Source organism: Microbispora corallina (genome assembly GCF_016863035.1).
Taxonomy (GTDB): domain Bacteria; phylum Actinomycetota; class Actinomycetes; order Streptosporangiales; family Streptosporangiaceae; genus Microbispora; species Microbispora corallina.
On the sequence record NZ_BOOC01000017.1, the window covers coordinates 1 to 25,923 of the forward strand.

At 72.4% G+C, this 25,923-nt stretch carries 25 protein-coding genes; 11 read left to right on the top strand and 14 right to left on the bottom strand.

What is annotated here, in order from left to right; translation table 11 throughout:
- The first annotated feature begins 170 nt into the window (after positions 1-170).
- From Mco01_RS19010 to Mco01_RS19035, 6 genes are all read left to right on the top strand, one after another.
- Positions 171-557: an SgcJ/EcaC family oxidoreductase gene (locus Mco01_RS19010; RefSeq protein ID WP_204058238.1), complete on the top strand. Its 387-nt coding sequence runs from the start codon at positions 171-173 to the stop codon at positions 555-557.
- Positions 558-615: 58 nt separating this feature from the next.
- A complete protein-coding gene (locus Mco01_RS19015) occupies positions 616-1,575 on the top strand; it encodes a sigma-70 family RNA polymerase sigma factor (protein WP_204058239.1) in 960 nt (319 codons plus the stop codon).
- Between the two features lie 86 nt (positions 1,576-1,661).
- Positions 1,662-2,072 (top strand): TOBE domain-containing protein, encoded by a 411-nt coding sequence (locus Mco01_RS19020; protein ID WP_204058240.1) that lies wholly within the window; start codon positions 1,662-1,664, stop codon positions 2,070-2,072.
- Positions 2,047-2,883 carry a molybdate ABC transporter substrate-binding protein gene (gene modA, locus Mco01_RS19025; RefSeq protein ID WP_204058241.1) on the top strand — a complete coding sequence of 279 codons (837 nt, stop codon included), beginning with the start codon at positions 2,047-2,049 and terminating at the stop codon, positions 2,881-2,883. The genes Mco01_RS19020 and modA overlap by 26 nt, the downstream gene beginning before the upstream one ends.
- Before the next feature lie 49 nt (positions 2,884-2,932).
- Positions 2,933-3,745, top strand: coding sequence for an ABC transporter permease (locus tag Mco01_RS19030; protein ID WP_204058242.1), 813 nt, complete (start codon positions 2,933-2,935; stop codon positions 3,743-3,745).
- A complete protein-coding gene (locus Mco01_RS19035; RefSeq protein ID WP_204058243.1) occupies positions 3,727-4,806 on the top strand; it encodes an ABC transporter ATP-binding protein in 1,080 nt (359 codons plus the stop codon). Before Mco01_RS19030 ends, Mco01_RS19035 begins: the two co-directional genes overlap by 19 nt.
- A 39-nt stretch (positions 4,807-4,845) precedes the next feature.
- On the opposite strand, the gene Mco01_RS19040 is transcribed toward Mco01_RS19035, so the two are convergent.
- A complete protein-coding gene (locus Mco01_RS19040) occupies positions 4,846-6,948 on the bottom strand; it encodes a glycoside hydrolase family 44 protein (protein WP_204058244.1) in 2,103 nt (700 codons plus the stop codon).
- 229 nt (positions 6,949-7,177) lie between these two features.
- On the opposite strand from Mco01_RS19040, the gene Mco01_RS19045 reads away from it, so the two are divergent.
- Positions 7,178-8,440: a D-arabinono-1,4-lactone oxidase gene (locus Mco01_RS19045; protein WP_204058245.1), complete on the top strand. Its 1,263-nt coding sequence runs from the start codon at positions 7,178-7,180 to the stop codon at positions 8,438-8,440.
- A gap of 307 nt (positions 8,441-8,747) precedes the next feature.
- Complete coding sequence (locus Mco01_RS19050) at positions 8,748-10,922, top strand: phosphocholine-specific phospholipase C (RefSeq protein WP_204058246.1); 2,175 nt, start codon at positions 8,748-8,750, stop codon at positions 10,920-10,922.
- A 168-nt stretch (positions 10,923-11,090) separates the two neighbouring features.
- On the opposite strand, the gene Mco01_RS19055 is transcribed toward Mco01_RS19050, so the two are convergent.
- The 5 genes from Mco01_RS19055 to Mco01_RS19075 all read right to left on the bottom strand — a co-directional run bounded on the left by Mco01_RS19055 (position 11,091) and on the right by Mco01_RS19075 (position 15,605).
- A complete protein-coding gene (locus tag Mco01_RS19055) occupies positions 11,091-12,854 on the bottom strand; it encodes an MFS transporter (RefSeq protein WP_204058247.1) in 1,764 nt (587 codons plus the stop codon).
- Positions 12,855-12,949: 95 nt separating this feature from the next.
- Positions 12,950-13,783 carry an alpha/beta fold hydrolase gene (locus Mco01_RS19060; protein ID WP_204058248.1) on the bottom strand — a complete coding sequence of 278 codons (834 nt, stop codon included), beginning with the start codon at positions 13,781-13,783 and terminating at the stop codon, positions 12,950-12,952.
- Between the two features lie 134 nt (positions 13,784-13,917).
- Positions 13,918-14,406, bottom strand: a complete 489-nt coding sequence (locus tag Mco01_RS19065) for a MarR family winged helix-turn-helix transcriptional regulator (RefSeq protein WP_204058249.1) — start codon at positions 14,404-14,406, stop codon at positions 13,918-13,920.
- Between the two features lie 370 nt (positions 14,407-14,776).
- Positions 14,777-15,103 carry a hypothetical protein gene (locus tag Mco01_RS19070; protein WP_036333381.1) on the bottom strand — a complete coding sequence of 109 codons (327 nt, stop codon included), beginning with the start codon at positions 15,101-15,103 and terminating at the stop codon, positions 14,777-14,779.
- 184 nt (positions 15,104-15,287) lie between these two features.
- Positions 15,288-15,605, bottom strand: a complete 318-nt coding sequence (locus Mco01_RS19075; RefSeq protein WP_204058250.1) for a hypothetical protein — start codon at positions 15,603-15,605, stop codon at positions 15,288-15,290.
- A gap of 530 nt (positions 15,606-16,135) precedes the next feature.
- On the opposite strand from Mco01_RS19075, the gene Mco01_RS19080 reads away from it, so the two are divergent.
- Positions 16,136-16,579 carry a hypothetical protein gene (locus tag Mco01_RS19080; protein ID WP_204058251.1) on the top strand — a complete coding sequence of 148 codons (444 nt, stop codon included), beginning with the start codon at positions 16,136-16,138 and terminating at the stop codon, positions 16,577-16,579.
- A gap of 451 nt (positions 16,580-17,030) precedes the next feature.
- Here the strand turns inward: Mco01_RS19080 and Mco01_RS19085 are convergent, their stop codons facing one another.
- Positions 17,031-18,281, bottom strand: coding sequence for an extracellular catalytic domain type 1 short-chain-length polyhydroxyalkanoate depolymerase (locus Mco01_RS19085; protein WP_204058252.1), 1,251 nt, complete (start codon positions 18,279-18,281; stop codon positions 17,031-17,033).
- 216 nt (positions 18,282-18,497) lie between these two features.
- Here Mco01_RS19085 and Mco01_RS19090 point away from each other — a divergent pair, with 216 nt between their 5' ends.
- Entirely contained in the window at positions 18,498-19,280 is a 783-nt protein-coding gene (locus Mco01_RS19090) for an ArsR/SmtB family transcription factor (protein ID WP_204058253.1), read from the top strand.
- Positions 19,281-19,302: 22 nt separating this feature from the next.
- Here the strand turns inward: Mco01_RS19090 and Mco01_RS19095 are convergent, their stop codons facing one another.
- The 4 genes from Mco01_RS19095 to Mco01_RS19110 form a co-directional block, all read right to left on the bottom strand.
- Positions 19,303-19,875, bottom strand: coding sequence for a TetR/AcrR family transcriptional regulator (locus Mco01_RS19095; protein ID WP_204058254.1), 573 nt, complete (start codon positions 19,873-19,875; stop codon positions 19,303-19,305).
- A gap of 70 nt (positions 19,876-19,945) precedes the next feature.
- Positions 19,946-20,770 (bottom strand): ABC transporter permease, encoded by an 825-nt coding sequence (locus Mco01_RS19100; RefSeq protein WP_204058255.1) that lies wholly within the window; start codon positions 20,768-20,770, stop codon positions 19,946-19,948.
- Positions 20,730-21,536: an ABC transporter ATP-binding protein gene (locus tag Mco01_RS19105; protein ID WP_204058256.1), complete on the bottom strand. Its 807-nt coding sequence runs from the start codon at positions 21,534-21,536 to the stop codon at positions 20,730-20,732. The genes Mco01_RS19100 and Mco01_RS19105 overlap by 41 nt, the downstream gene beginning before the upstream one ends.
- Positions 21,533-21,997, bottom strand: coding sequence for a MarR family winged helix-turn-helix transcriptional regulator (locus tag Mco01_RS19110; RefSeq protein WP_204058257.1), 465 nt, complete (start codon positions 21,995-21,997; stop codon positions 21,533-21,535). Before Mco01_RS19110 ends, Mco01_RS19105 begins: the two co-directional genes overlap by 4 nt.
- 83 nt (positions 21,998-22,080) lie before the next feature.
- On the opposite strand from Mco01_RS19110, the gene Mco01_RS19115 reads away from it, so the two are divergent.
- Positions 22,081-22,995 carry a DUF72 domain-containing protein gene (locus Mco01_RS19115; protein WP_204058258.1) on the top strand — a complete coding sequence of 305 codons (915 nt, stop codon included), beginning with the start codon at positions 22,081-22,083 and terminating at the stop codon, positions 22,993-22,995.
- Positions 22,996-23,035: 40 nt separating this feature from the next.
- Here the strand turns inward: Mco01_RS19115 and Mco01_RS19120 are convergent, their stop codons facing one another.
- The 3 genes from Mco01_RS19120 to Mco01_RS19130 form a co-directional block, all read right to left on the bottom strand.
- The gene (locus Mco01_RS19120) at positions 23,036-24,253 is read right to left on the bottom strand and encodes an RNA polymerase sigma factor (RefSeq protein WP_204058259.1); all 1,218 of its coding nucleotides are present in this window, start codon (positions 24,251-24,253) and stop codon (positions 23,036-23,038) included.
- A 9-nt stretch (positions 24,254-24,262) separates the two neighbouring features.
- Positions 24,263-24,607 carry a YciI family protein gene (locus tag Mco01_RS19125; protein ID WP_204058260.1) on the bottom strand — a complete coding sequence of 115 codons (345 nt, stop codon included), beginning with the start codon at positions 24,605-24,607 and terminating at the stop codon, positions 24,263-24,265.
- 133 nt (positions 24,608-24,740) lie between these two features.
- A complete protein-coding gene (locus Mco01_RS19130) occupies positions 24,741-25,916 on the bottom strand; it encodes an alginate lyase family protein (RefSeq protein WP_204058261.1) in 1,176 nt (391 codons plus the stop codon).
- Positions 25,917-25,923: the final 7 nt, after the last annotated feature.

A 25,923-nucleotide genomic window follows, 5' to 3' on the forward strand; every position in this document is an offset into this window, starting at 1 on the left:
CCCTCCCGCCGATAGAGCCGTCGACGCCGGCTCTATCGGCGAAGGCTCCACACGCCCCCGGGGGCCGACGCCGTGCCGGCCCCCGAAAGATCTTTCTCCGGGGACCGATGAATCGGAGCCGGCCGGCAGGTACATCCACCGACCGACCGGATCCGAGAGAAGGAACCCCGATGACCACACGCACCGACGCCGGCGTCGACGAGCTCCTGCGCCAGGTCTACGCGGCCTGGACGGACAACGACGCCGACGCCTTCGCCGCCCTGTACCTCCCCGACGCCACCGTCGTGATGCCCGGGGTGCTCCACCGGGGCCGCGAGGCGGTCCGGGCCTACATGGCCGCCGCCTTCGCCGGGCCGCTGAAGGGCTCACGCGGGATAGACGAGCCCGAGGACGTGCGGGTCATCGGCGACACGGCCGTCGTCGTCAGCAGGGCCGGGATCCTCATGGCGGGGGAGACCGCCCTGCCGGCCGACCGGGAGCGCCTGGCGACCTGGGTGCTGGTCCGGCGTGACGGCGAATGGCGGATCGCCGCGTACGCGAACGCGCCCGCGCGCTGACGGTGCGAGGCTGGGCGCGTCCCCGGGCCCGGGGACGCACCGGAAGGGGGGGACCGGCGTGGGCGTCGCGACCGGCGGGGACTTCGAGGCGCAGGCGGGGCCGTACCGGGACGAGCTGCTCGTCCACTGCTACCGCATGCTCGGCTCGGTCCACGAGGCGGAGGACCTGGTCCAGGAGACGATGCTGCGCGCCTGGCGTGCGTGGCGCCGGTACGACCCGTCGCTGGCCTCGGTCCGCACGTGGCTGTACCGGATCGCCACGAACGCCTGCCTGTCCGCCCTGGAGGGGAGGGCCCGCCGGCCCCTGCCGTCCGGTCTGGGAGGGCCGAGCGACGACCCGGACGCGCCGCTGACCCCGGCCGCCGACGTGCCGTGGCTCCAGCCGTTCCCGGACGCGCGCCTCGGCGACCCGGCCGCCGAGGTCGTACGGCGGGGCACGCTGCGGCTGGCCCTGGTCGCGGCGATACAGGTCCTGCCGCCGCGGCAGCGGGCCGTGCTCATCCTCAGGGACGTGCTGGAGTTCTCCGCCGCCGAGGCCGCCGCGCTGCTGGAGACCTCGCCCGCCGCGGTCAACAGCGCCCTGCAGCGCGCCCGGGCGAGCCTCTCCGGTTGCGCCGCCGCCGAGGGCCGGGTCGCCGAGCCCGGCGACGCCGCGGTGCGGCGGACCGTCGACCGCTACATCCGGTCGTTCGAGGCCGGGGACGTCGCCGGGCTGGTCGCCCTGCTGACCCGCGACGCGGTGCTGGAGATGCCGCCCGTGCCGCTCTGGTACGCCGGGAGGGACGGCTACGGGCGCTTCATGACCCGGGTGTTCGCGATGCGCGGCGCCGACTGGCGGATCACGGCCCTCACGGCCAACACGCAGCCGGCCCTGGCCGCCTACTGCCGCGACGGCGACGCCTACGCGCTCCACACGCTCCAGGTGCTGACCGTGACCCCGGAGGGCGTCGCGCGGAACGTCGTCTTCCAGGACCCGGCGGTGTTCGCGGCGTTCCGGCTGCCGGGCAGCCTCTCGTGAATGCAAATAGATGGCCCTGATTCGGGCTGCGTCTGCTAAGGGATCGGGCTTTTTACCCGGGTATTCGCGGCTGTAGGCTTGCCCGTGTGACGACGTTCCGGATCAGCGAGGCCGCCGTGCTGCTCGGCGTCAGCGCCGACACCGTGCGGCGGTGGGTGGACGGGGGACGCCTGCCCGCCGAGCGCGACCGGCACGGCCACCGCGTGGTGGCCGGCACCGATCTGGCGGCCTTCGCCCGCGCGCAGATCGAGGTCGAGGGGGGCACCGGGCACTCCTCGGCGCGCAACCGCTTCCGCGGGATCGTGACCGAGGTGGTCAGGGACGCGGTGATGGCCCAGGTGGAGATCGCCGCCGGGCCGTTCCGGGTGGTCTCGCTGATGAGCCGGCAGGCGGCCGACGAGCTGGGCCTGGAGCCCGGCGTGGTCGCCGTCGCCGTCATCAAGTCCACGAACGTCGTCGTGGAGATCCCCGATGGCGCCCGCGCCGCGACCCCGTAGGAGTGCAGTGTTTCCGACGCGTCTCACCCGGCGGGTCACCGCCGTCGCCGTCGCCGCCGTCCTCGTGGCCGGCTGCGGCTCCACCGGCTCCGGTGACGCGGGCGCCTCGGCCGCGTCCGGCTCCGCGGCCTCCGCGGGGAAACCGCTGACCGTGTTCGCCGCGGCCTCGCTCACCGAGACGTTCACCACGCTCGGCGCGACCTTCGAGGCCGCCCACCCCGGCACCAAGGTCACGTTCAACTTCGGCTCCAGCGCGACGCTCGCCCAGCAGATCACCCAGGGCGCCCCGGCCGACGTCTTCGCCGCGGCCAGCCCCGCCACGATGAAGACCGTCACCGACGCCGGCCTGGCCGCCGGGACGCCGGCGACGTTCGTGCGCAACCGGCTGGAGATCGCCCTCCCGCCCGGCAACCCGGCCAAAATCGACGAGCTCAAGGACCTCGCCGATCCGAAGGTGAAGGTCGCGCTCTGCGCCGCGCAGGTGCCCTGCGGGGCGGCGGCGGTCAAGGCCCTCGACGCGGCCAGGCTGAAGGTCACTCCCGTCACCCTCGAACAGGACGTCAAGGCCACACTCACCAAGGTCGAGCTCGGCGAGGTCGACGCCGCCCTCGTCTACCGCACCGACGTGCTGGCCGCCGGGGGCAAGGTGAAGGGGGTCGACTTCCCCGAGGCGGCCCAGGCGATCAACGACTACCCCGTCGCGGCGCTGTCGAAGGCCCCTCAGCCCGAGCTGGCCCGGCAGTTCGTCGACCTGGTCCTGTCGCCGCAGGGCCTGGACGTCCTGACCGCGGCCGGGTTCGAGTCGCCCTGACCATGGCCGCCGCGGCTCACCCCCGCGCCCGTACGGCAGGGGGACGGCGATGAGGACCCGCCCGGGGGAGGCGGGGCCGGTGCGCGGGCCGGTGCCCTGGGCGCTGGCGGTCCCGGCCGTCGCCGGCGTGGCGTTCCTGGTGCTGCCGCTCGCCGGGCTGCTGGTGCGCGCGCCGTGGGCCACGCTGCCGCGGCGGCTGGCCGAGCCGCAGGTGCTGGAGGCGCTGCGCCTGTCGCTGGTCACCGCGACCGTCGCGACGCTGGTGTGCCTGGTGCTGGGCGTGCCGCTGGCGTGGCTGCTGGCCCGCGCCGAGTTCCCGGGCCGCCGGCTGCTGCGCGCGCTGATCACGGTGCCGCTGGTGCTGCCGCCTGTCGTGGGCGGTGTCGCCCTGCTGCTCGTCCTCGGCCGCCGCGGACTGGTGGGCCAGTGGCTGGACTCGGCGTTCGGGGTGTCGCTGCCCTTCACCACGGCCGGCGTCGTGGTTGCCGAGGCGTTCGTCGCCATGCCGTTCCTCGTGATCAGCGTGGAGGGCGCGATGCGCGGGGCCGACCGCCGCTACGAGGAGGCCGCCGCCACGCTCGGCGCGTCCCGCTGGACGGTCTTCCGCCGGGTCACGCTGCCGCTGATCACCCCCGGCGTGCTGGCGGGCGCGGTGCTGTGCTGGGCCCGGGCGCTGGGTGAGTTCGGGGCCACGATTACCTTCGCCGGGAACTTCCCCGGCCGCACCCAGACCATGCCGCTCGCCGTCTACCTGGCCCTGGAGACCGAGCCCGACGCGGCCGTCGTGCTCAGCCTTGTCCTGCTGGCGGTCTCGGTCGCGATCCTGGCCGCCCTGCGCGAGCGATGGGTGGGCGGCCCGTGACGGCGGGGGACCGCGGCGCGGAGGGCGGGGGCCTGCGGGCGCGGCTGATCGTCGAGAGGGCCGCCTTCCGCCTCAGCGTCGACCTGGAGGCGGCGCCGGGGGAGGTGGTCGCGCTCCTCGGGCCGAACGGCGCGGGCAAGACCACGGCTCTGCGGGCGCTGGCGGGGCTGGCCGCCCTGGGGGAGGGCGGGAGCATCGACCTGGACGGCGAGCCCCTGCACACCCTGCCCGCCGAGCGCCGCCCGATCGGCGTGGTGTTCCAGGACTACCTGCTCTTCCCCCACCTGTCCGCCCTGGACAACGTGGCGTTCGGGCCCCGGTGCCGGGGGGTGCCGAAGGCCGAGGCCCGCCGCCGGGCCGCCGCCCTGCTCGACCGCGTCGGCCTGGCCGGGCACGCCGCCGCCCGGCCGCGCCAGCTGTCCGGCGGGCAGGCGCAGCGGGTGGCCCTGGCCCGCGCCCTCGCCGTACGGCCGCGGCTGCTGCTGCTCGACGAGCCGCTGGCCGCGCTCGACGCACACACCCGGCTGGAGATCCGCTCCGAGCTGCGCCGGCACCTGGCCGGCTTCGACGGCGCGACCGTCCTGGTGACCCACGACGCGCTGGACGCCATGGTCCTGGCCGACCGGCTCGTGGTGATCGAGAACGGCGCGGTGGTGCAGCAGGGCCCGCCGGCGGAGGTGGCCCGCCGCCCGCAGACCGACTACGTGGCCCGCCTCGTCGGCCTCAACCTCTACCGGGGCACGGCCGACGGCCATTTGGTCACCGTGGGGGACGTCGTGTTCAGCGTGGCCGAGCGGCTGAGCGGGCCGGCGTTCGTCGCCTTCTCGCCCGCCGCCGTCGCCCTCTACCGCAGCCGGCCCGACGGCACCCCGCGCAACCTGTGGCGGTGCCGGATCGAGGGGCTCGAGCCGCACGGCGACGGGATCCGGGTCCATCTGGAGGGCCCGCCGTCCGTGGCGGCCGACGTGACCCCGGCCGCCGTCGTGGACCTCGACCTCGGCCGGGGCCAGGAGGTCTGGGCCGTGGTCAAGGCGACCGAGACGCACGCGTACCCGGCCTGACGAGGGCGGCCCGGGGGAGTCCGGGCCGCCCTCGGCCCGCTACGCGGTCGCGCAGGGCGAGCCGTTCAGCGTGAACTGCCGGGGCGCGGGGTTGGCCGCGTTGTCCCAGCGGCCGAGGAAGCCGAAGGTCACGCTGCCGCCGTTCGCGCCGATCGTGCCGTTGTAGCTCGCGTTGGTCACCGTGACCTTCCCTCCGCTCTGGGTGTAGGAGCCGTCCCACATCTGCGTGACGGTCTGCCCGTTGCCGTACGTCCAGGCGAGCCGCCAGCCCTTCACGGCGGCCGTTCCCCGGTTGACGATCCGGACGCCTGCCTGGAAGCCGCCGGGCCACTGGTTCGTGATCGTGTACGTCACGGCGCAGGAGGCGTTCGTGGTCGGCGTGGGGGTGGGGGTGGGGGTGGGGGTGGGGCTCGGCGTGGGCGTCGGGGTGGGTGTGGGTGTGGGTGTGGGGGACGGGCTGGGGCTGGGGGACGGCGACGGGCCGGTCCCCTTGGGAATCACGATCGTGCTGATCGAGTTCGCCGGGAAGGTCCCGGTGAAGCCCCCGGCGCCCACCTGGAGGTCGGCGCCGCGCGCGATGGCCGTTACGTCGCTCGCGCCGTACCGGTAGGCCTGAGCGGTCGCGCCGCCGTCCCGCCCCTTGAGCGCGACGGAGCTGGTGAGGTCGCCGGTCGTCTTGTTCACGACGACGAGCGTGAGCGCGCCGTCCGACGCCCGCTCGGCCGCGTACACCGCGAGCTTGCCCTGGTCGGCGCTGGTCGCGCTGACGCCGGTCTCGCCGAACCTGCCGCCCTTGCCGTCGTAGTTCAGGTACATGCGGAAGGCGTAGGCGCCGGGCTGGGAGGCTGTCGGCGGGCCCCAGAGGGTGGCCAGGTCGAGGCCCTCGCGGCCGAAGATGCCGAGGATGTCGGCCTCGGCCAGGGCGCCGTTGATGTTGTCGAGTGCGCCCCAGTTGTACTCGGTGATCGCGGTCTTGGTGCCGGGGTAGTTGGCCGCGACCGTCTCCTTCATCCGCGGGATGAGGCGGACCTGGGTGTTGATCCAGCTCTCGTCGGTGTAGGCCGGATCCCACAGCGCGCGGGTGGAGCGCAGGCGCAGCGCGTCGGTGGTGGGGTCGCCGCCCTGGCCGAAGGCGACGCCGGACGCCTGCGGATAGAAGTGCTCGTCGAAGTAGTCGAGCACGCGCAGGTGGTGCTCGTCCTCGTACTTCTTCATCTGCTGCAGGTACCACGCCGAGAACGGCAGGCCGCCCCGCACGTCCTTGTCGGGCGGGTTCGACCAGCAGTTGGTGCGGCCGCAGGTCTCCTGGTCGAGGCCGGAGTAGTCCCACGACGACCAGCCCCAGCCGACCGGGCCGAGCGTCTTCGCCCCCGGGTCGGCGGCCTTGACCGCGGCGCCGATCAGGTACCCCTGGTCGCGCAGCTCCTCCGAGCTCGCGCCCTTGGGGTGCACGTCGCGATGCGTGCTGTGCCAGATGTCGGGCTCGTTGTCGAGGTTGTAGAACTTCACGCCGCCCGCGCCGGCCGTGCCGTACTTCGCCGTGAGGTGGCCGAGCCAGTCCTTCACGTACCCGGCCCCGGCCTCGACGCTGGTGTCGTGCGGGTCGTTCCCGGTGATCGGGGTGCCGTCGGGTTTGACGCCGTTGCCGCAGTCGGGCCGCCACTGGTCGGTCTGCTGCTGCGGGCCGTACTTGGCCACGGAGAACCCGCAGGACGCGTCCCGCGCCTTCGGCACCCAGCCGATCAGGGGGACGGTCAGGATCGTGTCGGTGCCGGTGCGCCGGTCCTGCTCCACGAAGCGGTCCGTGCTGGAGCCGTCGGGCAGCTGCGACGGGTCGGCGTCGTCCTCCGCGATGTTCTCGAAGAACCAGTCGGAGGCGCGGTTGTCGGTGTCGTACAGGTAGTTGTAGCGGGTGGTCGCGTTGCCGCCCCACCGCCGCACCGGCAGCCGCAGCTCCTTGGCGAGCGCCTCGTCGGCGAAGTTCATGCCGTAGATGTACGGGCTGATGGCGTGGCGGCCGGCGGTCACGTCGACGGTGAGCGCGGGGCCGTCGGCGGCGGCGAGGGCCGGCACCCGCCCGGCCACGCCGATCGCCGCGGCGACGGCCGCCGCCACGCCGATCGTGAGCGTTCTCCTGCGCACGGGTCTCCTCTCGGGTCCCTGGGGTCCGGGGCGGCCGGACGCGAGGTGGGGGGCGCGCCCGGCCAGGGCATCACGCTGGCCGGGGGGCGGGACGGGGGACAAGACACGGTTCCGCCCGTCCACCCGGGTTCCGCGCTGAGCAGGCACGACCCGCCCGAGGGCCCTGCAAGTTTCACGGCCCGGGCCGCGCACGGCACACACAGGGGTGAAAGTGCGAGAAACTCATGCAATGACCCATGCGGCGACAAACTGGGCGGGCAACGTCACCTTCCGCGCGGACCGCGTCGAGCGGCCGTCCTCCCTCGACGAGCTGCGCGCGCTCGTCGCGCGCAGCGCGAAGGTGCGCGTGCTCGGCAGCGGGCACTCGTTCAACCGGATCGCCGACTCCCCGGGCGCGCTCGTCTCGCTCGACGGCCTCCCGCCGGACGTGGAGATCGACAGCGCCTCCGCCACGGTCAGGGTCGCCGCCGCCGTCCGGTACGGCGACCTCGGCCGCCGCCTGCACGACAAGGGCTTCGCGCTGCCCAACCTCGCGTCGCTGCCGCACATCTCTGTCGCCGGCTCCGTGGCCACCGGCACGCACGGCTCGGGCGACGCGAACGGCGGCCTCGCGACGTCCGTCTCCGCCGTGGAGATGGTCACCGCCGGGGGCGACCTGGTGACCCTGAGCCGGGACGGCGACCCCGGCCGGTTCCCCGGGGCGGTCGTCGCGCTCGGCGCGCTCGGCGCCGTGGTGGGCCTGACGCTCGACCTCCTGCCCGCGTTCGAGGTGCGGCAGCGGGTGTACGAGGGACTGCCGGCCGAGGCGCTGGACGACCACTTCGGCGACCTCGTCTCCGCCGCCTACAGCGTGAGCCTGTTCACCGACTGGCGCTCGTCCCGGATCAACCAGGTCTGGGTGAAGGAGCGCGCCGGCGAGGCGGGGGAGGCGCCGGCCGACCTGTTCGGGGCGCTGCCCGCCGACGGCCCGCGGCACCCCGTCCCGGGCATGGGCGCCGACCACTGCACGGCGCAGATGGGCGTCCCCGGCCCCTGGTTCGAGCGGCTGCCGCACTTCCGGCCCGACTTCACCCCCAGCAGCGGCGAGGAGCTCCAGGCGGAGTACATGGTGCCCCGCTCCCGGGCGGTCGAGGCGTTCCACGCGCTCGACGGCATCCGCGACCTGATCGCCCCCGTGCTGCAGATCTCCGAGATCCGCACGGTCGCCGCGGACGACCTGTGGCTGAGCCCCTCCCAGGGCCGGGACACCGTGGCCTTCCACTTCACCTGGATCAAGGACACGGACGCCGTGCTCCCGGTGCTGGGCGCGATCGAGGAGCGCCTGGCGCCGTTCGACGCCCGGCCGCACTGGGGCAAGCTGTTCACGCTCCCGCCCGCAGTCCTGCGCTCGCGGTACGAGCGGCTCGGCGACTTCCGGAAGCTCGCGCGCCACTACGACCCCGACGGCGTGTTCACCAACGAGTACGTCGAGCGGTACGTGCTCGACGCCTGACCCGCGCCGCATACCAGCGGCCTCAATTGCACCACCTGCACCGGGGGCTGAGACATCGCCGACGTGCGACGAGACCGCCATCGTGGATCGCCGCAGGGTTTCGGTCCTGGGCGACGCCGGTGAGCCGGAGCGCGCCGCCGACGTCCGGACCGGAGTCGCTACCAGGGTCACCAGCGGCAAGCCGGCACGACCCCGCACCCTAGGTCTTGCGCCACCGGCAATTTGGGCGTCGGCCTAATGTCGCTTTCGGGCAAGGTCATCAGGCCATGATCAGGCGGCACATCCCCGTACCCAAAGGTCTTGAGCCATGTCTGAACTGTCCCGCAGGAATTTCCTCGGCACCGCCGCAGCCGTCACCGGAGCGGCCGCCGTCGGCGCGGCGTTGCCGGGTGCGGCCGCCGCGGCTGCTCTCCCGCGGAGCAAGCCCGCTCCGTCCGGCAAGCCGTACGGCGACATCCGTGACATCAAGCACGTCATCGTGGTCATGCAGGAGAACCGCAGCTTCGATCACTATTTCGGAGCACTGAAGGGTGTGCGCGGGTTCGGCGACCGCTCGACCATCGTGCTCCCCGGTGGCAAGACCGTCTGGGAGCAGCCGAAGGCGTTGACGACCGGGGCCGACACGCAGTATCCGTGGCGGCTGAGCGGGGCCAAGACCTGGAGTGGGGCGACCCCGCCGAGCGCCGAGCTCGGCGCCGCCAACTACGGCGGCACCAGCCACGGCTGGACCGACCAGCACGGCGCCTGGTACGGCGGGCTGATGAACGGCTGGTACTACGCCAAGGGCGGCCCGACCACGCTGGGCTACCTGGACCGCCGTGACCTGCCGTTCCACTACGCCCTCGCTGACGCCTACACGGTCGGCGACGCCTACCACTGCTCCGTGCTCAGCGCGACCGGCCCCAACCGCACCTACCTGTGGGGCGGGACGATCAACGCCGACCACAGGCACGGCAGCTTCACCGCGTACGATGGCGGCGACGAGCGCGGCAAGTTCCTGCCCTGGGAGTCCTACGCCGAGACGCTCCAGGCGGCGGGCGTCAGCTGGCGGGTCTACCAGTGCGCCGACGACTACGGCGACAACGGCCTGGAGTACTTCAACACCTTCGCCAAGCTCGACCCCACTCAGGGCGGGAAGGCCGCTCCGGGCGACGTCTACTACGACAACGGGGTGAAGAACGTCCCCGAGCCGGTCACCGGGCTGTCGGGCAACGCCGACAACATCACCGCCGCGATCCGCGCCGACGTGATCAACGGCACCCTGCCGCAGGTCAGCTGGATCGTGAACAACCAGTTCTTCTCCGAGCACCCGGTCACGGCTCCGAGCAACGGCGCGTACTTCCTCCGCGGCGTTATGGAGGCCCTCAACGCCGACCCGGATGTGTTCAACTCGACCCTGGTCATCATCAACTACGACGAGAACGACGGCCAGTTCGACCACGTGCCGCCGCCCACGCCGGCGCCGGGCGAGGCGGACGAGTTCGTCTCCGGCACCATGGCGGCGTACGGCGTCACCGCGCCGCTCCCCGTCGGGCTCGGCTTCCGCGTGCCGCTCATCCTGATCTCGCCCTGGACCCGCGGCGGCTGGGTGACCTCGGAGGTCTCCGACCACACCTCGGTCATCCAGTTCATGGAGAAGTGGACCAGCGCGCTCGGCAAGCCCGCCGTCTCGCCCAACATCAGCGACTGGCGGCGCGAGGTCTGCGGCGACCTGACCAACGCCTTCGACTTCGAGAAGCCCGTTTACGGCATGCCCGACCTGCCGGAGACCGGGCCTCTCATCCCCGAGACGCGGTACACCCCGCTGCCGGGCGACAACACGATGCCGACGCAGGAGGCGGGAACCAAGCAGGCGCGTCCGCTGCCGTACCAGCCGAACGCCAACTTGACCGGGTTCACCGGCGGGCCGTCCGGCGCGGTGGCGAACCTGGCGTTCAGCAACGAGGCCCCGTTCGTGACCAAGGCCAGTCACTTCGCCGTCTACAACAACCGGGCCGGGCTCCCGTCGCTGGCGCAGTACCCGGCCGCGTTCCCGGGCCAGTACACGGTCCCGGCGAAGGCGACGGCGTCCGGAACCGGCCCCGTGGGCGCCTCGGCCGGCGACACCGCGTACGACATCACCGTCACCGGGCCGAACCGGTTCCTGCGCCGTTTCGTCGGTGACCTCGCTGCCGCCGGCAAGGACCTCGTCGTCGAGGCGGCCTATTACGACGGCAAGTCGACCGCGCGGCCGAAGCTGAAGCTCTGGTTGCGCAACAACGGGGATGCGCCCGTGACGTTCGTGATCACGCACAACAACTACATCTCGGACACGCCGCAGACCGTGAAGGTCGCCGCGCACAGCAAGGAGGCGTGGGCGGTCAGCCCGCTGGGCGTCAGCGGCGGCTGGTACGACGTGACCGTTACGGCCGACTGCGACGCGGCCTGGTCGCAGCGGTTCGTCGGTCACCTGGAGACCGGAGAGGCCAGCATCACCGGCTGATCGAGCGTGCCGTACCGGAAAGGCTCTTCCGTGCCACGCGGGAGGGCCTTTCGACGTGGCGGCCCGCGAAAGCCGGCCGGGCTGCGTACGCCTCGATCTCCGCCTTGTCGTGCCCGGTCAGGGTGACCGTGCCGGCTCACCTCACGTCGTTCATGTCGTACCTCGTGCCTAGTGCGGGACCACGGGGGCGTCGCCCGCCGCGGGTGTGCCGGCTCCCGCACGGCTTCGCCGGCCGTCGAACATCGAGGCCGCCGCGCCCACGATCATCATGACCGCCGCCGCCGAGAAGACGACGACCAGCCCCTGGTGCACGGGCCCGGAGATCATGGTGGGGAAGAACGCGTTCCCCGTGAGACGGTCCTGCGCGGCGGGGGGCAGCGCGTGCAGGACGTCCGGCGGCAGCAGCGTCCGCACGGGGTTGTACCCGAGGAACGCGGCGAACACGCTGCCGACCGGCGGCAGGTGACCCACGGCCTGCGCGGCCGCGGCGGGCACGCCCGCCCGCTCCAGGCTGGAGGTGAGCACGCCGGGAAGGCTCGTCGCCAGGCCGACGATCAGCAGCGAGAAGAAGATGCCGATCGACAGGGCCTGCCCCGAGTTCTGAAAGGTGCCGCGCATCCCGGCCGCCGCGCCCCGCTGGTGGGCCGGGACGCTGCTCATCACCCGCGAGGTGTTCGGGGAGGAGAAGACGCCCGACCCGACGCCGTTGACCGCCAGCAGCAGCGCGAACGCCCAGTACGGGAAGTCGACAGGCAGCGCCAGCAGGCCCAGGAAGGTGGCGGCCGTGATGAGGAGCCCGCCGGAGGCGAACAGCCGCTGGCCGTACCGGTCGGACAGATAACCCGACACCGGCCCGGCGGCCAGGAAGCCCACGGTCAGCGGCAGCATGTAGATCCCCGCCCACAACGGGGTGTCCTCGAACGCGAAGCCGTGCAGCGGGAGCCAGATGCCCTGCAGCCAGATGATCAGCATGAACTGCAGGCCGCCCCGGCCCATGGCCGACAGCAGCACGGCGAGGCTCCCGGCCGAGAACTGCGGGATCCGGAACAGAGTCAGGTGGAACATCGGCTCGGCGACCCTGGCCTCGATTACGCAGAACGCCGCCAGCAGCGCGACGCCGCCGGTCAGCCCCGCCAGCACCCACGGGTTCGTCCACCCGGTGGCGTGCCCGCCGTACGGCTGGATGCCGTAGGTGATGGCGGCCAGCAGCACGCCGAGCCCCAGCGCGAAGGTGACGTTGCCGGGCCAGTCGAGCCGGCCGCGCCTGCGCTCGCCCAGCTCGTTCAGTGAGGCGTACGACCAGACGGTGCCGGCCAGCCCGATCGGCACGCTGACGAGGAAGACCGCCCGCCAGTGCCACTCCGACAGCAGGCCGCCGATGAGCAGGCCGAGGAACGAGCCCGCGATGGCGGCCACCTGGTTGACCCCGAGCGCCGTGCCGCGCTGCCGCAGCGGGAAGGCGTCGGTCAGGATCGCGGTCGAGTTGGCGAACAGCATGGCGCCGCCCACGCCCTGCACCACCCGCCAGCCGATCAGCCACAGGGCGCCCGGGCCGCCGCTCAGCGGGTCGAGCGACAGGCCGATCGAACCGGCCGTGAATATGACGAAGCCGCTGTTGTAGATCCGCACCCGGCCGAACATGTCCCCGAGCCGCCCGGCCGGGACCACGAGGACGGCCGAGACGAGCAGGAAGCCCATGATCATCCACAGCAGGTAGCCGACGTTGGCCGGCCGCAGGGGATCGAGCCCGATGCCCCGGAAGATCGCCGGGAGCGAGATGATGACGATCGACGAGTTGACCGTCGCCAGCAGCATTCCCAGTGTGGTGTTCGAGAGCGCCACCCATCGGTAGCGGGGGTGGTCCCGGTCGAACCGCCCCGCTCTCCGGTCCCGCCCCGCCGTCGCCGTCGTCGATCCCGTCGCGTCAGCCATGCCCATGTCCTCCCGGGACACGACGATAGTACTTGCTTTGGGTAACTAAGTACCGGGGCCGGGAGGACGGGCGCAGGCGTGTGACGTGCGGGCCGCTACTTGGCCAGGAAGGCCACCAGGGCCTCGGTCACCTCCGCGGCGTGGGTCCACAGCAGCCCGTGCGGGGCGCCGTCGATCTCCACGTACTCGGCCGAGGGCAGCAGCCGGTGGAACGGGCGGCCCGTGGCGTCGATCGGCAGGATCCGGTCCGCCGTGCCGTGCAGGATCAGCGTCGGCACGTCGATCTTCGGGATGTCCCCGCGGAAGTCGGTCGTCCAGGTCGGCACGCAGGCCGCGGAGGCGTAGAAGGACGCGCCGGCGGCCACGTTCCAGCTCGCGCGCAGGGCCTCCTCGCTCAGCCGGCTGCCCAGGTTCTCGTCGGTGTTGTAGAAGTTCACGTAGAAGTCGGTGAAGTACGCGTAGCGGTCCGCGGTCACCGCCTCCAGGATGCCGTCGAACACGGCCTGGTCCACGCCGCTGGGGTTGTCGTCGGTCTTGCGCAGGAAGGGCTCGAGCGAGGCGAGGAAGGCCGCCTTGGCCACCCGCTCCGAGCCGTACGTCCCGATGTACCGGGCGACCTCGCCGGTGCCCATGGAGAACCCGACGAGCACGACGTCGCGCAGGTCCAGGGTCGTGAGCAGCGTGTTCAGGTCGGCGGCGAAGGTGTCGTAGTCGTAGCCCGTGGTGGGCTGGCTCGACCGGCCGAAGCCGCGGCGGTCGTAGGCGATGACGCGGTAGCCGGCGTCGAGCAGGGCCGGGATCTGCTTCTCCCAGGAGTGCCCGTCCAGGGGGTACCCGTGGATGAGGACGACCGGCTGCCCCGTACCGTGGTCCTCGTAGTAGATCTCGATGTCGGTGCTGTTCTCCTGCCCGACGGTGATGTACGCCACGACGATCTCCTTCGCTCACGTGGGCGGGGGACGGTCTGGGGGGTGCCCGCATGTTCGGGAAAAACCTAGCGCACGATTACATCGTGCACAAGTAAAGTGAGCGCACGGCCCGTTTTGCCCCGAAAACGGGCAGGTCAGACAGCAGGCTCGGCGCCCCGGCGCGTGTACGCGGTGACGTTGGCGATGAGACGGCGGAGGGTGGCGAGGGTCCGGGTGAACTCGTCCGGGTCGAGGCCCATGGCGTCCCCGACCGTCGCCGGCAGGTTCCGGGTGTGCTCCCGCAGGGCGGATCCCCGCTCGGTCAGGGTGATCTGCACGGCGCGCTCGTCGTCGGCCCGGCGCTCCCTGCGCAGCAGGCCGTTCGCCTCCAGCCGCTTGAGCAGCGGCGTCAGCGTGCCGTAGTCGAGCTGGAGCGCGGCGCCGAGATCCTTGACGCTGACCCCGGCCGCGTCGCGGCGCCACAGCACCAGCAGCACGAGATACTGCGGGTACGTCAGGCCCAGCTCCTCCAGGATCGGCCGGTAGAGGCCGGTCACGGCGCGGGAGGCCGCGTAGAGGGCGAAGCACATCTGGTCGTCGAGGATCGCCGACAGGCTCCGGCGGTCGAGGTCGCTGCCGCTCATCTCCCGAGCGTAACGCCTCTTGTGCGCGAGCAGCGTGTGCGCGGTCAAATCGCACGCGAGCAATCTTCGGCAGGCTGGCGAGACGCCCGGGCGGGCCGCGCGGAGGCGCCGCCGCGGGCCGGGAGCGAGCCGGCCGCCCTGGGGTGGACGCTCCTCGCGCCCGTCGAGACCGCTCACCGCCCCAGGCCGGGACCGGCGGGACCGCGATCCCCGCGCCCGCCGAGACCGCTCACCCCCGAGGCCGGGGCCGGTGGACCGTGATCCCCGCGCCCCGGACGACTCGGCGCGACGGGCCTGCCCGGCCTTGCCCGAACCAGGCTCGGGAACGGTCCAAACCGCCGTCCGGCTGCCCCCACCGCAGCCGGCCGGCCTACCGTGCCCGCCGGATGAAGTCGCGGGTGGTCGCGGTCCCCGCCTCGCTGAGGAAATCGGCGAGATCCTCCGTGATCAGGGTCTTGTCGACCCCGACGGTGACGTCCTCCCGGCCGAACTCGGCCACCACCAGCCCCCCGGCCAGGTCCCCCGTCCGGCGGATCCGGACGCGCAGCGCCGGCACCGGACGGGGCTCGTCCACCGGCTGCAGGAGCCCGAGGACGTCGATCGCCACATCGTTCAGGGGCTTCGTGAGCTCCGGAGCGAACTGCGCCTCATCGACGTACGCGATGATGCGGTGTTCCGGAAACGTGCGGCTGATCACACCAGGACAGCTGCGCAACAGGGGAGTCCGGCGGATCTCCACTGAGGGTTGCGTCGGTGATGACACGGATCATCCACCGTATCCCTTCTGCACGAATATATCCGATTGTTTCCAACAGCGGCTCCCCGAGTGCCAGAAAAGTTTTGCGCATCCGCCTGGTTCGTGCACTGGTGTATCCGTAAAATTAGGCTTCATCCCTTTGGGTGGATGTATGTGCGGAACCAATCGCTTTAATTAGTTCATCGGCGAGTTGTGTGCATTGTTCCGCTGTGTAGCCTCTGGGGGCACGGAAGATCAACCGCTCGCCCACGCCGGCCGGGACGTCGACGATCTCCCAGCCGATCCACTGCGTGATGGCCAGCCCCTTCAGGCTGTCGGCGTCCATGCCGAGCCCCGCGGCCAGCGCCTCCAGTCGCCACATGTCCGGCATGCGGGGGACCCGGCCGCTGAGCACGTCGGTGATCCACTGGGCGGTCAGGCGCTGGCCCGTGCTCTGGCTCATGGATCGCAGGGCGAGCGTCCGGATGCTGATCCCCTGGTCTTCGAGGTGCTCCCGGATGCAGTCGTTCAAGGGAGTGGGGGGCGAATCGGCTGTCACGCGGCGGGGGGCCATTCGGTTGTCAGCTCCTCGGGGTTTTTCTCTCCGTGATCGCCCCCATCATGCCCGCTAGATCTTGCTGACAGGGCCGGAATCCCCGACGAAGCATAGGTTCGTTCTGTCAACAAGATGGGTCGGGGGGCGACCGCGCAGGTGGGGAAGCGTTTGGGGAATCTTTCTGAATCTCCTGCGCACGCTTTCCCTCCGCATTACAGTTCATGGCTGTCAGCGAATTCTGATGACGCGGATTCTCCTGACAGGCATCCTCGATCGGGATTTCGCGCCGCCGCTCCTCCGGGGGAGGCGATCCCGATCCGGGTGCGCGCTCCGCGTACGACGGCCGTCATCCGCCGTCGTCGCGCGCATCCGGTCCCGGCAGCACGGAAGCGCGTCGCGTCTTCCGCCGACCTCGTGAAAGGAATCGTCTCTTGACGATGAAGAAAGCTCTGGTCACCGGCGTGCTGGCCGCCTCCGCCGCGGTCTCGTCGGTCGCGCTGTCACAGGCGCCGGCGAGCGCCAACGACACCACCTCGACCCCGCGCTCGGTCACGGTCACGGTGCACATCACCAAGACGAAGAAGCACGTCGTGCGGCACAGGCGCCCCAAGATCAAGATCGTCCGCAAGTACATCCACGAGTACATCGTGAAGGGCACGACGTACGTGCTGCCGGACTGCCAGTACGTGGTCCACGGGGGCGTCTACGTCTCGCCGTCCTGCGGGCCGGACCTGACCCGTCCGGTCTACGTCGCGCGCGGCCGCGTCTACGACCTCCCCGGCGACTGGTGCGACCGCGCTCCGACCACGATGCCCGGCCTGGGCCTGAGCGACGCGGTGTACGTCCTGAACGGGCGCTGGTTCGCGATGCCGGGCTACTGATGCGACCAGCGCACCGGCCTCCCCGGTCGCGCTGGTTCGGCCTCCCTGGCCGGAGGTCCGGATAGGGCTGAGGACGGCCCCGGCCAAGGGGGTGCCGGTCAACGGCCCCGGCCCGAGTGACCCGGTCAGGGTGGCGCCGCTCGGCGGTCCCGACCGCACACGGGGTCGCCGACCGGCGACGTCGCCGCCGCGGTTCAGGGTGTGAGGCCCCCGGAACCGCGGTGGCGACGGCACCGCACCATCCCCGCGGGAGCGTAGCCCGCGGGGATGCACGAAGACCCGGAGACGCTTTAGGGGGGTGTTTCCGGGATGTTCGCGGCGTGGGCGGGTTTCCGACGCCCGCCCGGCCAGCTCGCGCCCTGCACCTGGGCATGAGCGGCGCGACTGGAGTGCCGCGACGAGAGCGGCTGCGACGGGGCTCGCAGCCGCTCTCCTTCATGCCCGGACGGACTCAACAGGCGGAGTCGGCGAGGACCCAGTAGTTGGGGCCGGTCTGCCGCAGGGCGTGGACGGTGAAGGTGTTCCACAGCCCCATGGCGTCGTTCGAGCCGTTGGCGTAGGTGTAGCCGCCCGACTGGTAGGCCCGTCCGGCCGTGGTGTGCGCGTAGTTGCTGGCCCGCACGCACGTCCCCGTCGGCGTCGGCGTGGGCGTCGGGCTGGCCGTCGGCGTGGGAGTGGGCGTGGGAGTGGGCGTGGGAGTGGGCGGAGAGCCGCCGCCGTCCAGGCCGAAGAACCGGGCGTCGTGGTAGGCCGAGCAGATCGTGTCGAGGAAGTAGGCCGCCGTGGCGCCGCACTGGTCGGCGGCGCTCCCGGGGTCGACGGGCAGTCCGTGGCCCATCCCGGCGATCTCGTACAGGCGCACGTCGTCGGCGCCGTACACCTTGAGCGTGGTGCCGCCGGTGAGCGACTGGGTGGACGTTGGGGTCTGCGACACGCCGCGGACGTTGGTCCACTGGTCGCGCAGCTGGGTTCCGTTGGCAGGGGTGACGGTGTAGTCGGACTGGCCCTGCCAGATCGCGACGCGCGGGTACGGCCCGGAGTAGCCGGGGTAGGCGGCCCGTACGAGGTCGCCCCACTGCTGCGGGGTCTTGCTCGTGGCGCTGTACTGGCAGCCGGACGCCTCGGTGAGGCTGCTCGCGCACCGGTACGCGAGGCCCGCCCCGATCGAGCCGGCCGCGAAGACGTCCGGGTACGTCGCGAGCATGACGGCCGACATGGCGCCGCCCGCCGACAGGCCGCTGACGTAGACCCGCGCCGGATCGATGCCGTACTGGGAGACGGCGTAGGCCACCATGGCCCGGACGGAGGCCGCCTCGCCCTGGCCCCGGCTGGTGTCGCCGGTCTGGAACCAGTTGAAGCAACTGGAGGAGTTGTTGGCGCTGCTGGTCTGCGGCAGCACGAGGGCGAAGTTCCACTGGTCGGCGTACTTGCGCCAGCCCGAGTTGGCGAAGTAGCCGCTCGCGTCCTGGGTGCAGCCGTGCAGGAGCACCACCAGGGGCCGGCCGCTCGGCAGGCCGTCGGGGCGGTAGGCGTACATGGACAGGTTGCCGGGGTTGGACCCGAACGAGGAGACCTGGACCAGCGACGCCGCCCGGGCGGGAGTCGTGGTCAGGGCGGCCGCGGCGAGCCCGGACAGCGCGAGGAGGACGGCCAGGAGGGCGCGGGCGGCCCGGGACGGCCGCGCGGAGAGGGATGTGACCATGGGGGTGCTCCTTGTGACCTGGATCACGGTCCTTACCGCGCACGCTAGGTCGTCGGTGATCCTCCCGACATGTCCGCGAAACACACTCTTCGCCCGCCTGTCATGGCCCTGTCAAGGAGGCGTGGCCGGCGGCCGGCTCCGCAGGGTTGACAGGCCCCCGGTCATGGCGGCTATCGTTCAGGCAGCCGGACGGCTGCATTTGAGGAACGGCGGACGATGGACGAGGTGTTCAAGGCGCTGGCCGACGCCAGCCGCCGCCGCCTGCTCGACAGCCTGAACGCCCGCAACGGCCAGAGCCTGCGGGAGCTGTGCGCCGGGCTCGACATGGCCCGGCAGTCGGTCAGCAAGCACCTGGCCGTGCTGGAGGCCGCCACCCTCGTGACCACGGTCTGGCGGGGCCGGGAGAAGCTCCACTACCTGAACCCCGTGCCCATCAACGCCATCGCCGACCGCTGGATGAGCCGGTACGACCGCGAGCGGGCGGGCGCGCTCGCCGACCTGAAGACCGCATTGGAGCTGGAGCCCATGGGCGACCCGGAGTTCGTCTACACGATCTACATCAAGACGACGCCGGAGCGGCTGTGGCAGGCGCTCGTCGACCCCGCCTTCACCCGGCGCTACTGGGGGATCGGCTTCACCTCCGACTGGCGGCCCGGGTCGCCCATGACCTGGGAGAAGGACGGCGTCACCGTCGCCGACCCCGAGCAGGTGGTCGTCGCGGCCGAGCCCGGCCGGCGGCTGTCGTACACCTGGCACACGCTCACCCCGGAGTTCGCCACGGCGGTGGGGCTGGACGAGGAGACGGCCGCGCGGCTGCGGGGGGAGCGGCGCTCGACCGTGACGTTCGAGATCGAGCCCGCGGGGGAGGCGGTCCGGCTGACCGTGGTCCACGGCGGCTTCGAGCCGGGCGGCGAGATCCGCGGGATGGTGGGCCAGGGCTGGCCCGCCGTGCTGTCGAGCCTGAAGTCGCTGCTGGAGACCGGGGACCCCCTCCCTTGAGAGGCCGCTGGCTGGGCCGCCGTCAGGCCAGGAGCGTCCCGAAGACCAGCGAGAAGAACGCGTCGAAGGCCTCGCCGGAGCGGTCGGCGCGCGCCCTGACGAGCGTCCCCTCCCACGCGCTGAGCACGAAGACGGCCGTCGCCTCGGGGTCGAGGCCGGGCCGGAGGCCTCCGGCGCTCCGAGCCTCGTCGAGCACCCCCGTGATCAGGGCGGACCACCGCGCGAACCCCTCCCGCACGGCCGTCCGCAGCGTCTCGCTGTGGTCGGTGATCTCGGCGCCGAAGTTGCCGAGCATGCAGCCCCGGGCGAAGCCGTGCCGTACGGTCTCGTCGCGGAGGAACTCGAAGTGGGCGCGCAGGCGGGCCAGCGGTTCGACGCTCCGGTCGGTCAGGTCCCGCATGCGCACGGTCTCGCCGTAGCGGTCGAGCGCCACGACGGCGAGCGCCTCCTTGCTGGGGAAGTGGTTGTAGAACGACCCCTTCGGGACGCCGGCCGCGTCGGTGATGTCCTTCACGCCGGCGGCGTTGTAGCCCCGCGCGTGGAACTGCTCGAACGCGGCCTCGACGATCTCCTTGCGCATGCCGACCCTGGCCATGCGATCAATATGTCCGGTCGTCTCGCCTGACGTCAAACCGCCGTACGTCCACCGTGCGTCCGCCCGGCGGTCATCCGCGGGCGAGGCGGGGGAGCAGCGCGGAGGCGATCGCGATCATCGCGGCGGCCGTGACGAGCAGCACCCCGAAATCGAGCGCGAGCCGGGCGTCGGTGCCGGCCAGCAGCCCCCGCAGCGCCTCGACCTCGTAGCTCAACGGGTTGACGTGGTTGACGACCTGCAGCCAGCCGGGCATGAGCTGCACCGGGTAGAGCGCGTTGGACGCGAAGAACAACGGCATGGTGATCGCCTGGCCGATGCCCATGAGACGGTCGCGCGACAGCACGAGCCCGGCGATCGTGATCGACAGGCAGCAGAAGAACACCGAGCCCAGCACGAGGGCGAGGGCCACGCCGAGCAGCTTCAGCGGGTTGGCCGTGATGTGCACGCCGAGCACCAGCGCGAGCAGGAGCACGACGACGGCCTGCGCCAGCGCCCGGACCCCGGCGGCGAACGCCTTGGCCCCGACCAGCGCGACCCGGGGCGTCGGCGTGACCAGCAGCTTGGCCAGCACCCCGGCGTCCCGCTCCCAGATGATCTGGATGCCGTAGAAGATGGCGATGAACAGCGCCGACTGCGCGAGGATGCCGGGGGCGAGGAAGTCCAGGTAGGGCGTCGAGCCCGTGGGGATCGCCCGGATCCGGGTGAAGACCTGGCCGAACACGAGCAGCCACAGGGCCGGCTGGATCGCCCGGGTGACCAGCTCGGTGCGGTCGTGGCGCAGCTTCTGCAGCTCCACCAGGCACATCGTGCCGGTGCGCGAGAGCGCCGTGCGGACCAGGCCGGGCGACCCGGCCTCAGCCGACACGGCGGGCGGTGCGACGGGCGGCGCGGACATCGCGGATCCCTCCGTTCTCTGTCTCGGGGGCGAGCGCGTCCCCCGTGTGGTGGCGGAACACGTCGTCGAGGGTGGCGCCGGGGCCGAGCGCGCCCTTCAGCGCGGCGGGGGAGCCGACGGCCCTGACCCGGCCGCGGTGCATGAGCGCGACGCGCTCGCAGTGCTCGTCGGCCTCCTGCATCGCGTGGGTCGTGACGAGCACGGTCATGCCCGTCTCGGCCCGGACGGCCTCGATCCGGTCCCACACGCCCTCGCGGGCCACCGGGTCGAGGCCCACCGTCGGCTCGTCGAGGATCAGCAACCGTGGGGCGCTGACCAGGGCCTGGGCGAGCTCCAGCCGGCGCAGCATGCCCCCGGAGTAGGTCTTCGCCTGCCGGTCGGCCACGTCGGCGAGGCTCACGGCGTCGAGGGCGGCGGCCACCTGCTCGGCCCGCGCGCGGCGGGGCAGGTCGTAGAGCCGGGCGAACAGCGCGACGTTCTCCCTGCCCGTCAGCGTGCCGTCGGCCGACAGCTGCTGGGGGACGTACCCGATCAGGCGGCGCACGGCCGTCCTGTCGCGGGCGACGTCCCGGCCCAGCACCTCGATCGTGTCCGGCGGGGCGGGCAGCAGCGTGGTGATCATTCTGATGGTGGTGGTCTTGCCGGCGCCGTTCGGCCCGAGCAGGCCGAACACCTCGCCGGGTTCGATCAGCAGGTCGAGCCCGTCGACTGCGACGGTCGCGCCGAAGGCGTGCCGCAGTCCCGTGCACCGTACGGCGGGGGTCACTGGTCCTCCTCCTCCTCGGCCAATTCGGAAAGCAGGTGCCGCAGGGCGGGGAGCGCGGCGCCGATGGCGGCGAGCTCCCCCGGGGGCAGCCGGTCGAGGGCGTCGCCGACGAGCATCCGGCGAGACTCCCGCCACCGGGCCATGCGCGCGACCGCGGCGTCGGTGACGAAGAGCCGGGCCGCCCGGCGATCAGCGGGATCGACCTCCCGGCGCAGCAACCCGGCGTCGGCCAGCTGGTTCACCAGCGTGCTCACCGAGTTGCCGGCCAGGTGGAGCCCGCGGGCGGCGGCGGCGACGCCGATCCCCGGTTCGGCCGCGACGATCTGGAGCAGCTCCACGTGCGCGCCGCGCAGCCGGGGGCCGGGCAGCTGCTCGCGCAACCGGCGGCGGGTGACCCGCCGTAAACCGGTGAGGACGGTCATCAGCTCCTCGGCCGTGGCCTGAGCAGGGGCGGCACTCATGGGACCAATATAGCTCTTATTGAGAGGTATTTGACCCGGGGGTCCCCGGCGGCCCTCGGGGGCGTCCCGCCTACCGTGAGGGAGTGGGGGAGATCCTCGTCGGCACCGCGTCGTGGACGGACCGGACGCTGCTGCGGTCGGGCTGGTACCCGCCCGACGTCACCACGCCCGAGGAGCGGCTGCGCTACTACGCCGGCCGCTTCCCCGTCGTGGAGGTCGACGCCACCTACTACGCCCTGCCCGCCGAGGGGACGGCCCGCCTGTGGGCCGAGCGGACGCCGCCGGGATTCGTCTTCGACGTCAAGGCGTTCTCCCTGCTCACCGGCCATCCGACCCGCCCGCGCGCGCTCCCCGCCGACCTGCGCGCGTCCCTGGGGGAGGGCGGGGGGAACCTGTACGTCCACGACCTCGACCCGGCCCTGGTGGAGCAGGTGTGGGAGCGCTTCGTCTCGGCGCTGCTGCCGCTGCGGGAGGCGGGCAGGTTCGGCGCCGTGCTGTTCCAGTTCCCCCGCTGGTTCCCGATCGGCGGGCGCGCCAAGCGCTACATCCTGGAGTGCGGGCGCCGGTGCGCTCCGCTGCCGATCTCGGTGGAGTTCCGCAACCGCACATGGATGACCGAGGAGAACCGGGCCGAGACGCTCGACTTCCTCCGCTCGTACGCCATCCCGTACGTGTGCGTCGACATGCCGCAGGGCCACCCGTGCTCGATCCCGCCGGTCGTGGCGGCCACGGCGGACCTGGAGATCGTCCGGTTCCACGGGCGCAGCGACAAGTGGACGAGCCACGACATCCACGAGCGCTTCGGCTACCTCTACTCGCCGGAGGAGCTGGAGGAGTGGGCTCCCCGGCTGTGCGAGCTGGGCCGGGAGGCGTCCACCACGCACGTGCTGATGAACAACTGCTACCGCGACCACGCGCAGACGAACGCCCGCCAGCTCGCGGGCATCCTCGCCGCGATGCGGGACTGCGCCGTCCGCCCCGCCCCCGCCTCCGGATGAGCGCGGCCGCCGGCCGAGCCGGGGTGGCGCGCGGGGACGGTCAGAGCTGGCCGAGCCGTCCGCGCAGGTGCCGGGCCTGCGGGTCGCTCATGCCGGCGTCGAGCGCTCGTCCGTAGGCGGCGCGGGCCTCCTCCGCCCGGCCGAGGCGGTGCAGCAGCTCCGCACGGGTGGCGTGCCACCAGGGGTAGGCGTCGAGCCCGGGGATCTCGTCCACGAGGGCGAGGCCGGCCGCCGGGCCGTCGCGCTCGCCCACGGCGACCGCCCGGTTGAGCCGGACGACCGGGGTGTCCTGCACGGTGAGCAGCACGTCGTACCAGGACACGATCGCGTCCCAGGCGGTCTCGGCGTACGACGGGGCGAGCGCGTGGCAGGCGGCGATGGCGGCCTGGACGGCGTAGGGGTCGGGCCGCCCGGGGCTGCGCCGCAGGGCCGCTCCCGCGAGCCCGACCCCCTCCTTGATCGCCTCCGGGTTCCACCGCTCCCGGTCCTGGTCGGCCAGCAGCACCGGCCGTCCCTCTCCGTCGAGGCGGGCCTCGCGCCGGGAGTCGTGCAGCAGCATCAGCGCGAGCAGGCCGAGCACGGTCGGCTCGTCCGGCATCAGCTCGGCCAGCAGCCGGGCCAGGCGGACGGCCTCGCGCGTCAGGGCGACCCTGACCAGATCGGCGCCCGCTCCCGCCGCGTACCCCTCGTTGAAGATGAGGTAGACGGTGGCCGCGACGCCGGACAGCCGGGCGGGCAGCTCCTCGGCGGCCGGCACCCGGTACGGGATCCGCGCCTGCGCGATCTTCTGCTTGGCCCGGGTGAGCCGCTTGGCCATGGTCGCCTCGGGCACCAGGAGTGCCCGGGCGACCTCGGCCGTGGACAGCCCGCCGAGAGTGCGCAGGGCGAGCGCGACCTGCGCCTCCAGGTTGAGCGCCGGATGGCAGCAGGTGAAGACGAGCCGGAGCAGGTCGTCGCGGACGACCTCGGGCGGCTCGGGGGCGGGGTCGATCCAGGTCATCGCCTCCGCCTCCTTGCCCGCCCGCCGGTTCTCCCGCCGGATCAGGTCGACGGCCCGGTTCTTCGCCGTGACCACGAGCCAGGCGCGCGGGTTGTCCGGCACGCCGTCGCGCGGCCACGTCTCCAGCGCCCGGACGACGGCGTCCTGCACCGCGTCCTGGGCCAGGTCGATGCCGCCGGTGACGCGGACCAGCGTGGCGAGCACGCGAGTGCCCTCCTCGCGCACCAGCCGCGCCACCGCGTCACCGGCCCCGGGCATCTCCGTGCGTCAGAACTGGATGACCGGGCGGACCTCGACGGCCCCGTTCCAGGCCGCCGGGATCTTCGCCGCGACCGCCACGGCCTCGTCGAGGTCGGCGCACTCCAGGACGTAGTAGCCGGTGAGCGCCTCCTTCGTCTCGGCGTACGGGCCGTCGCTGGTGATGGCGTCGCCGCCCTTGCCGCCCTGGACGCGGACGGTGGTGGCGGTGGCCGTGGGGTAGAGGGCGTGGCCGCCCTTGATGACGGCCTCGGCCGCCTCGCCGAACTCCTGGTACTCCTTCATCTCCTGGCCGTACTCGGGGCGCGTCCAGTCGACGTCGGGCGTGTAGGTGAAAGCGATATAGGTCGGCATCGGTGCTCCTTGCGTGCCCGGGCGGGTCTCCGTCGCCCGCCTTCCCTAGGTGGACGAACGGCCCTCGCCCGTTCTGGACACTCTAGGCCGACCGATTTCCCGCGACCTTGCATACGACCGGAAGAGCGGCCCGTCAGCCGGGGTTGTTCGCGTGGGTGAGCGTCTCCCAGGCCGTGAACAGCAGGTTGGTCCCGGCGGGGCGCTGCTGCTCGGTGAGCTTCTGGGTGTTGGTCATCGCGATCCCCATGCGGTTGTGCAGCGCGTTGAAGCCCACCTCGGTGACCGGGCCCAGGCCGAGCGTGAGCGAGCCGCCGCACAGCCAGGACGGCACGGCCGTCCCGAGCTGGTACTTGGACTGGAACCCGAGCGCCTGGCGGAGCCGTTCCGAGACCTCGGGGTAGAGGTCCTGGCCCTGGATGCGGGTGGTCTCCGCGACGTGGGAGATGGCCGAGATGCCGTACCCGGTGTGGGTGAAGTCCCGGCACGTCTCCTGGGTCAGGCCGTCGACGAACGTCGTCTGCCCCTGCCAGTACTTCACGATCTTGTCCCGGGTGTCGAGCCCGCTGCCGGGGGTCGTCTTCGGCAGCGCGCCGTCGGAGGCGATGTAGATGTAGGCCGGCACCCGGGCGCGGAACTTCGCGATGGCCTTGTCGTAGCTCGTCCGGTCCTCCAGGAAGACGGAGATGCCGACGGCGGCCTCCATCATGCTGAGCTCCCAGTTGCCGTTGCTGTTCGAGCCGTTGATCACCTTCGGCAGGTACACGGTGCGCAGCATGGTGGCGAACCGGTTGACGTTCGGCCAGCTGGAGTAGGTGTAGCGGATGATCTCGGCGGCCCGCGGCCAGACCGACCCGGCCCACCCGGTCTGCAGCGGGGCGTTGCTGTTGGTGTGGTCCGTGATCACGGCCGACCAGGCGTCCATGATCTGGATGGCCTTCGTGGCGTACCGGCTGTCGCGGGTGACGTACCAGGCCAGGGCGAGCGTGTAGGCGGCCAGCGCGTCCTGCCGCTCGTCCGTGCATCCGTAGTTGGGGTTGGAGTAGCTGCCGCACTCGACCACGGCCCGCGGCTTGGGCGTGCGCGACAGCGAGGCGAGCGAGCTGGCCATCATCTGGTCGTAGGCGGCCTTCCACGGCTGGGCGCCCGCGTTGACCTTGCTCCGGACGAAGTCGAGCTGGGCCCGGCCGACCAGCACTCCCGGATGGGTGAACGCGGCCGGGGCGGCGGATGCCGGGGCGGCCGGCGACGCGGTGACGGAGAGGGCCGCGACGAGCGCGGCCGCGCCTATGGAGAGGGCGGAACGGCGCATGGGGGGT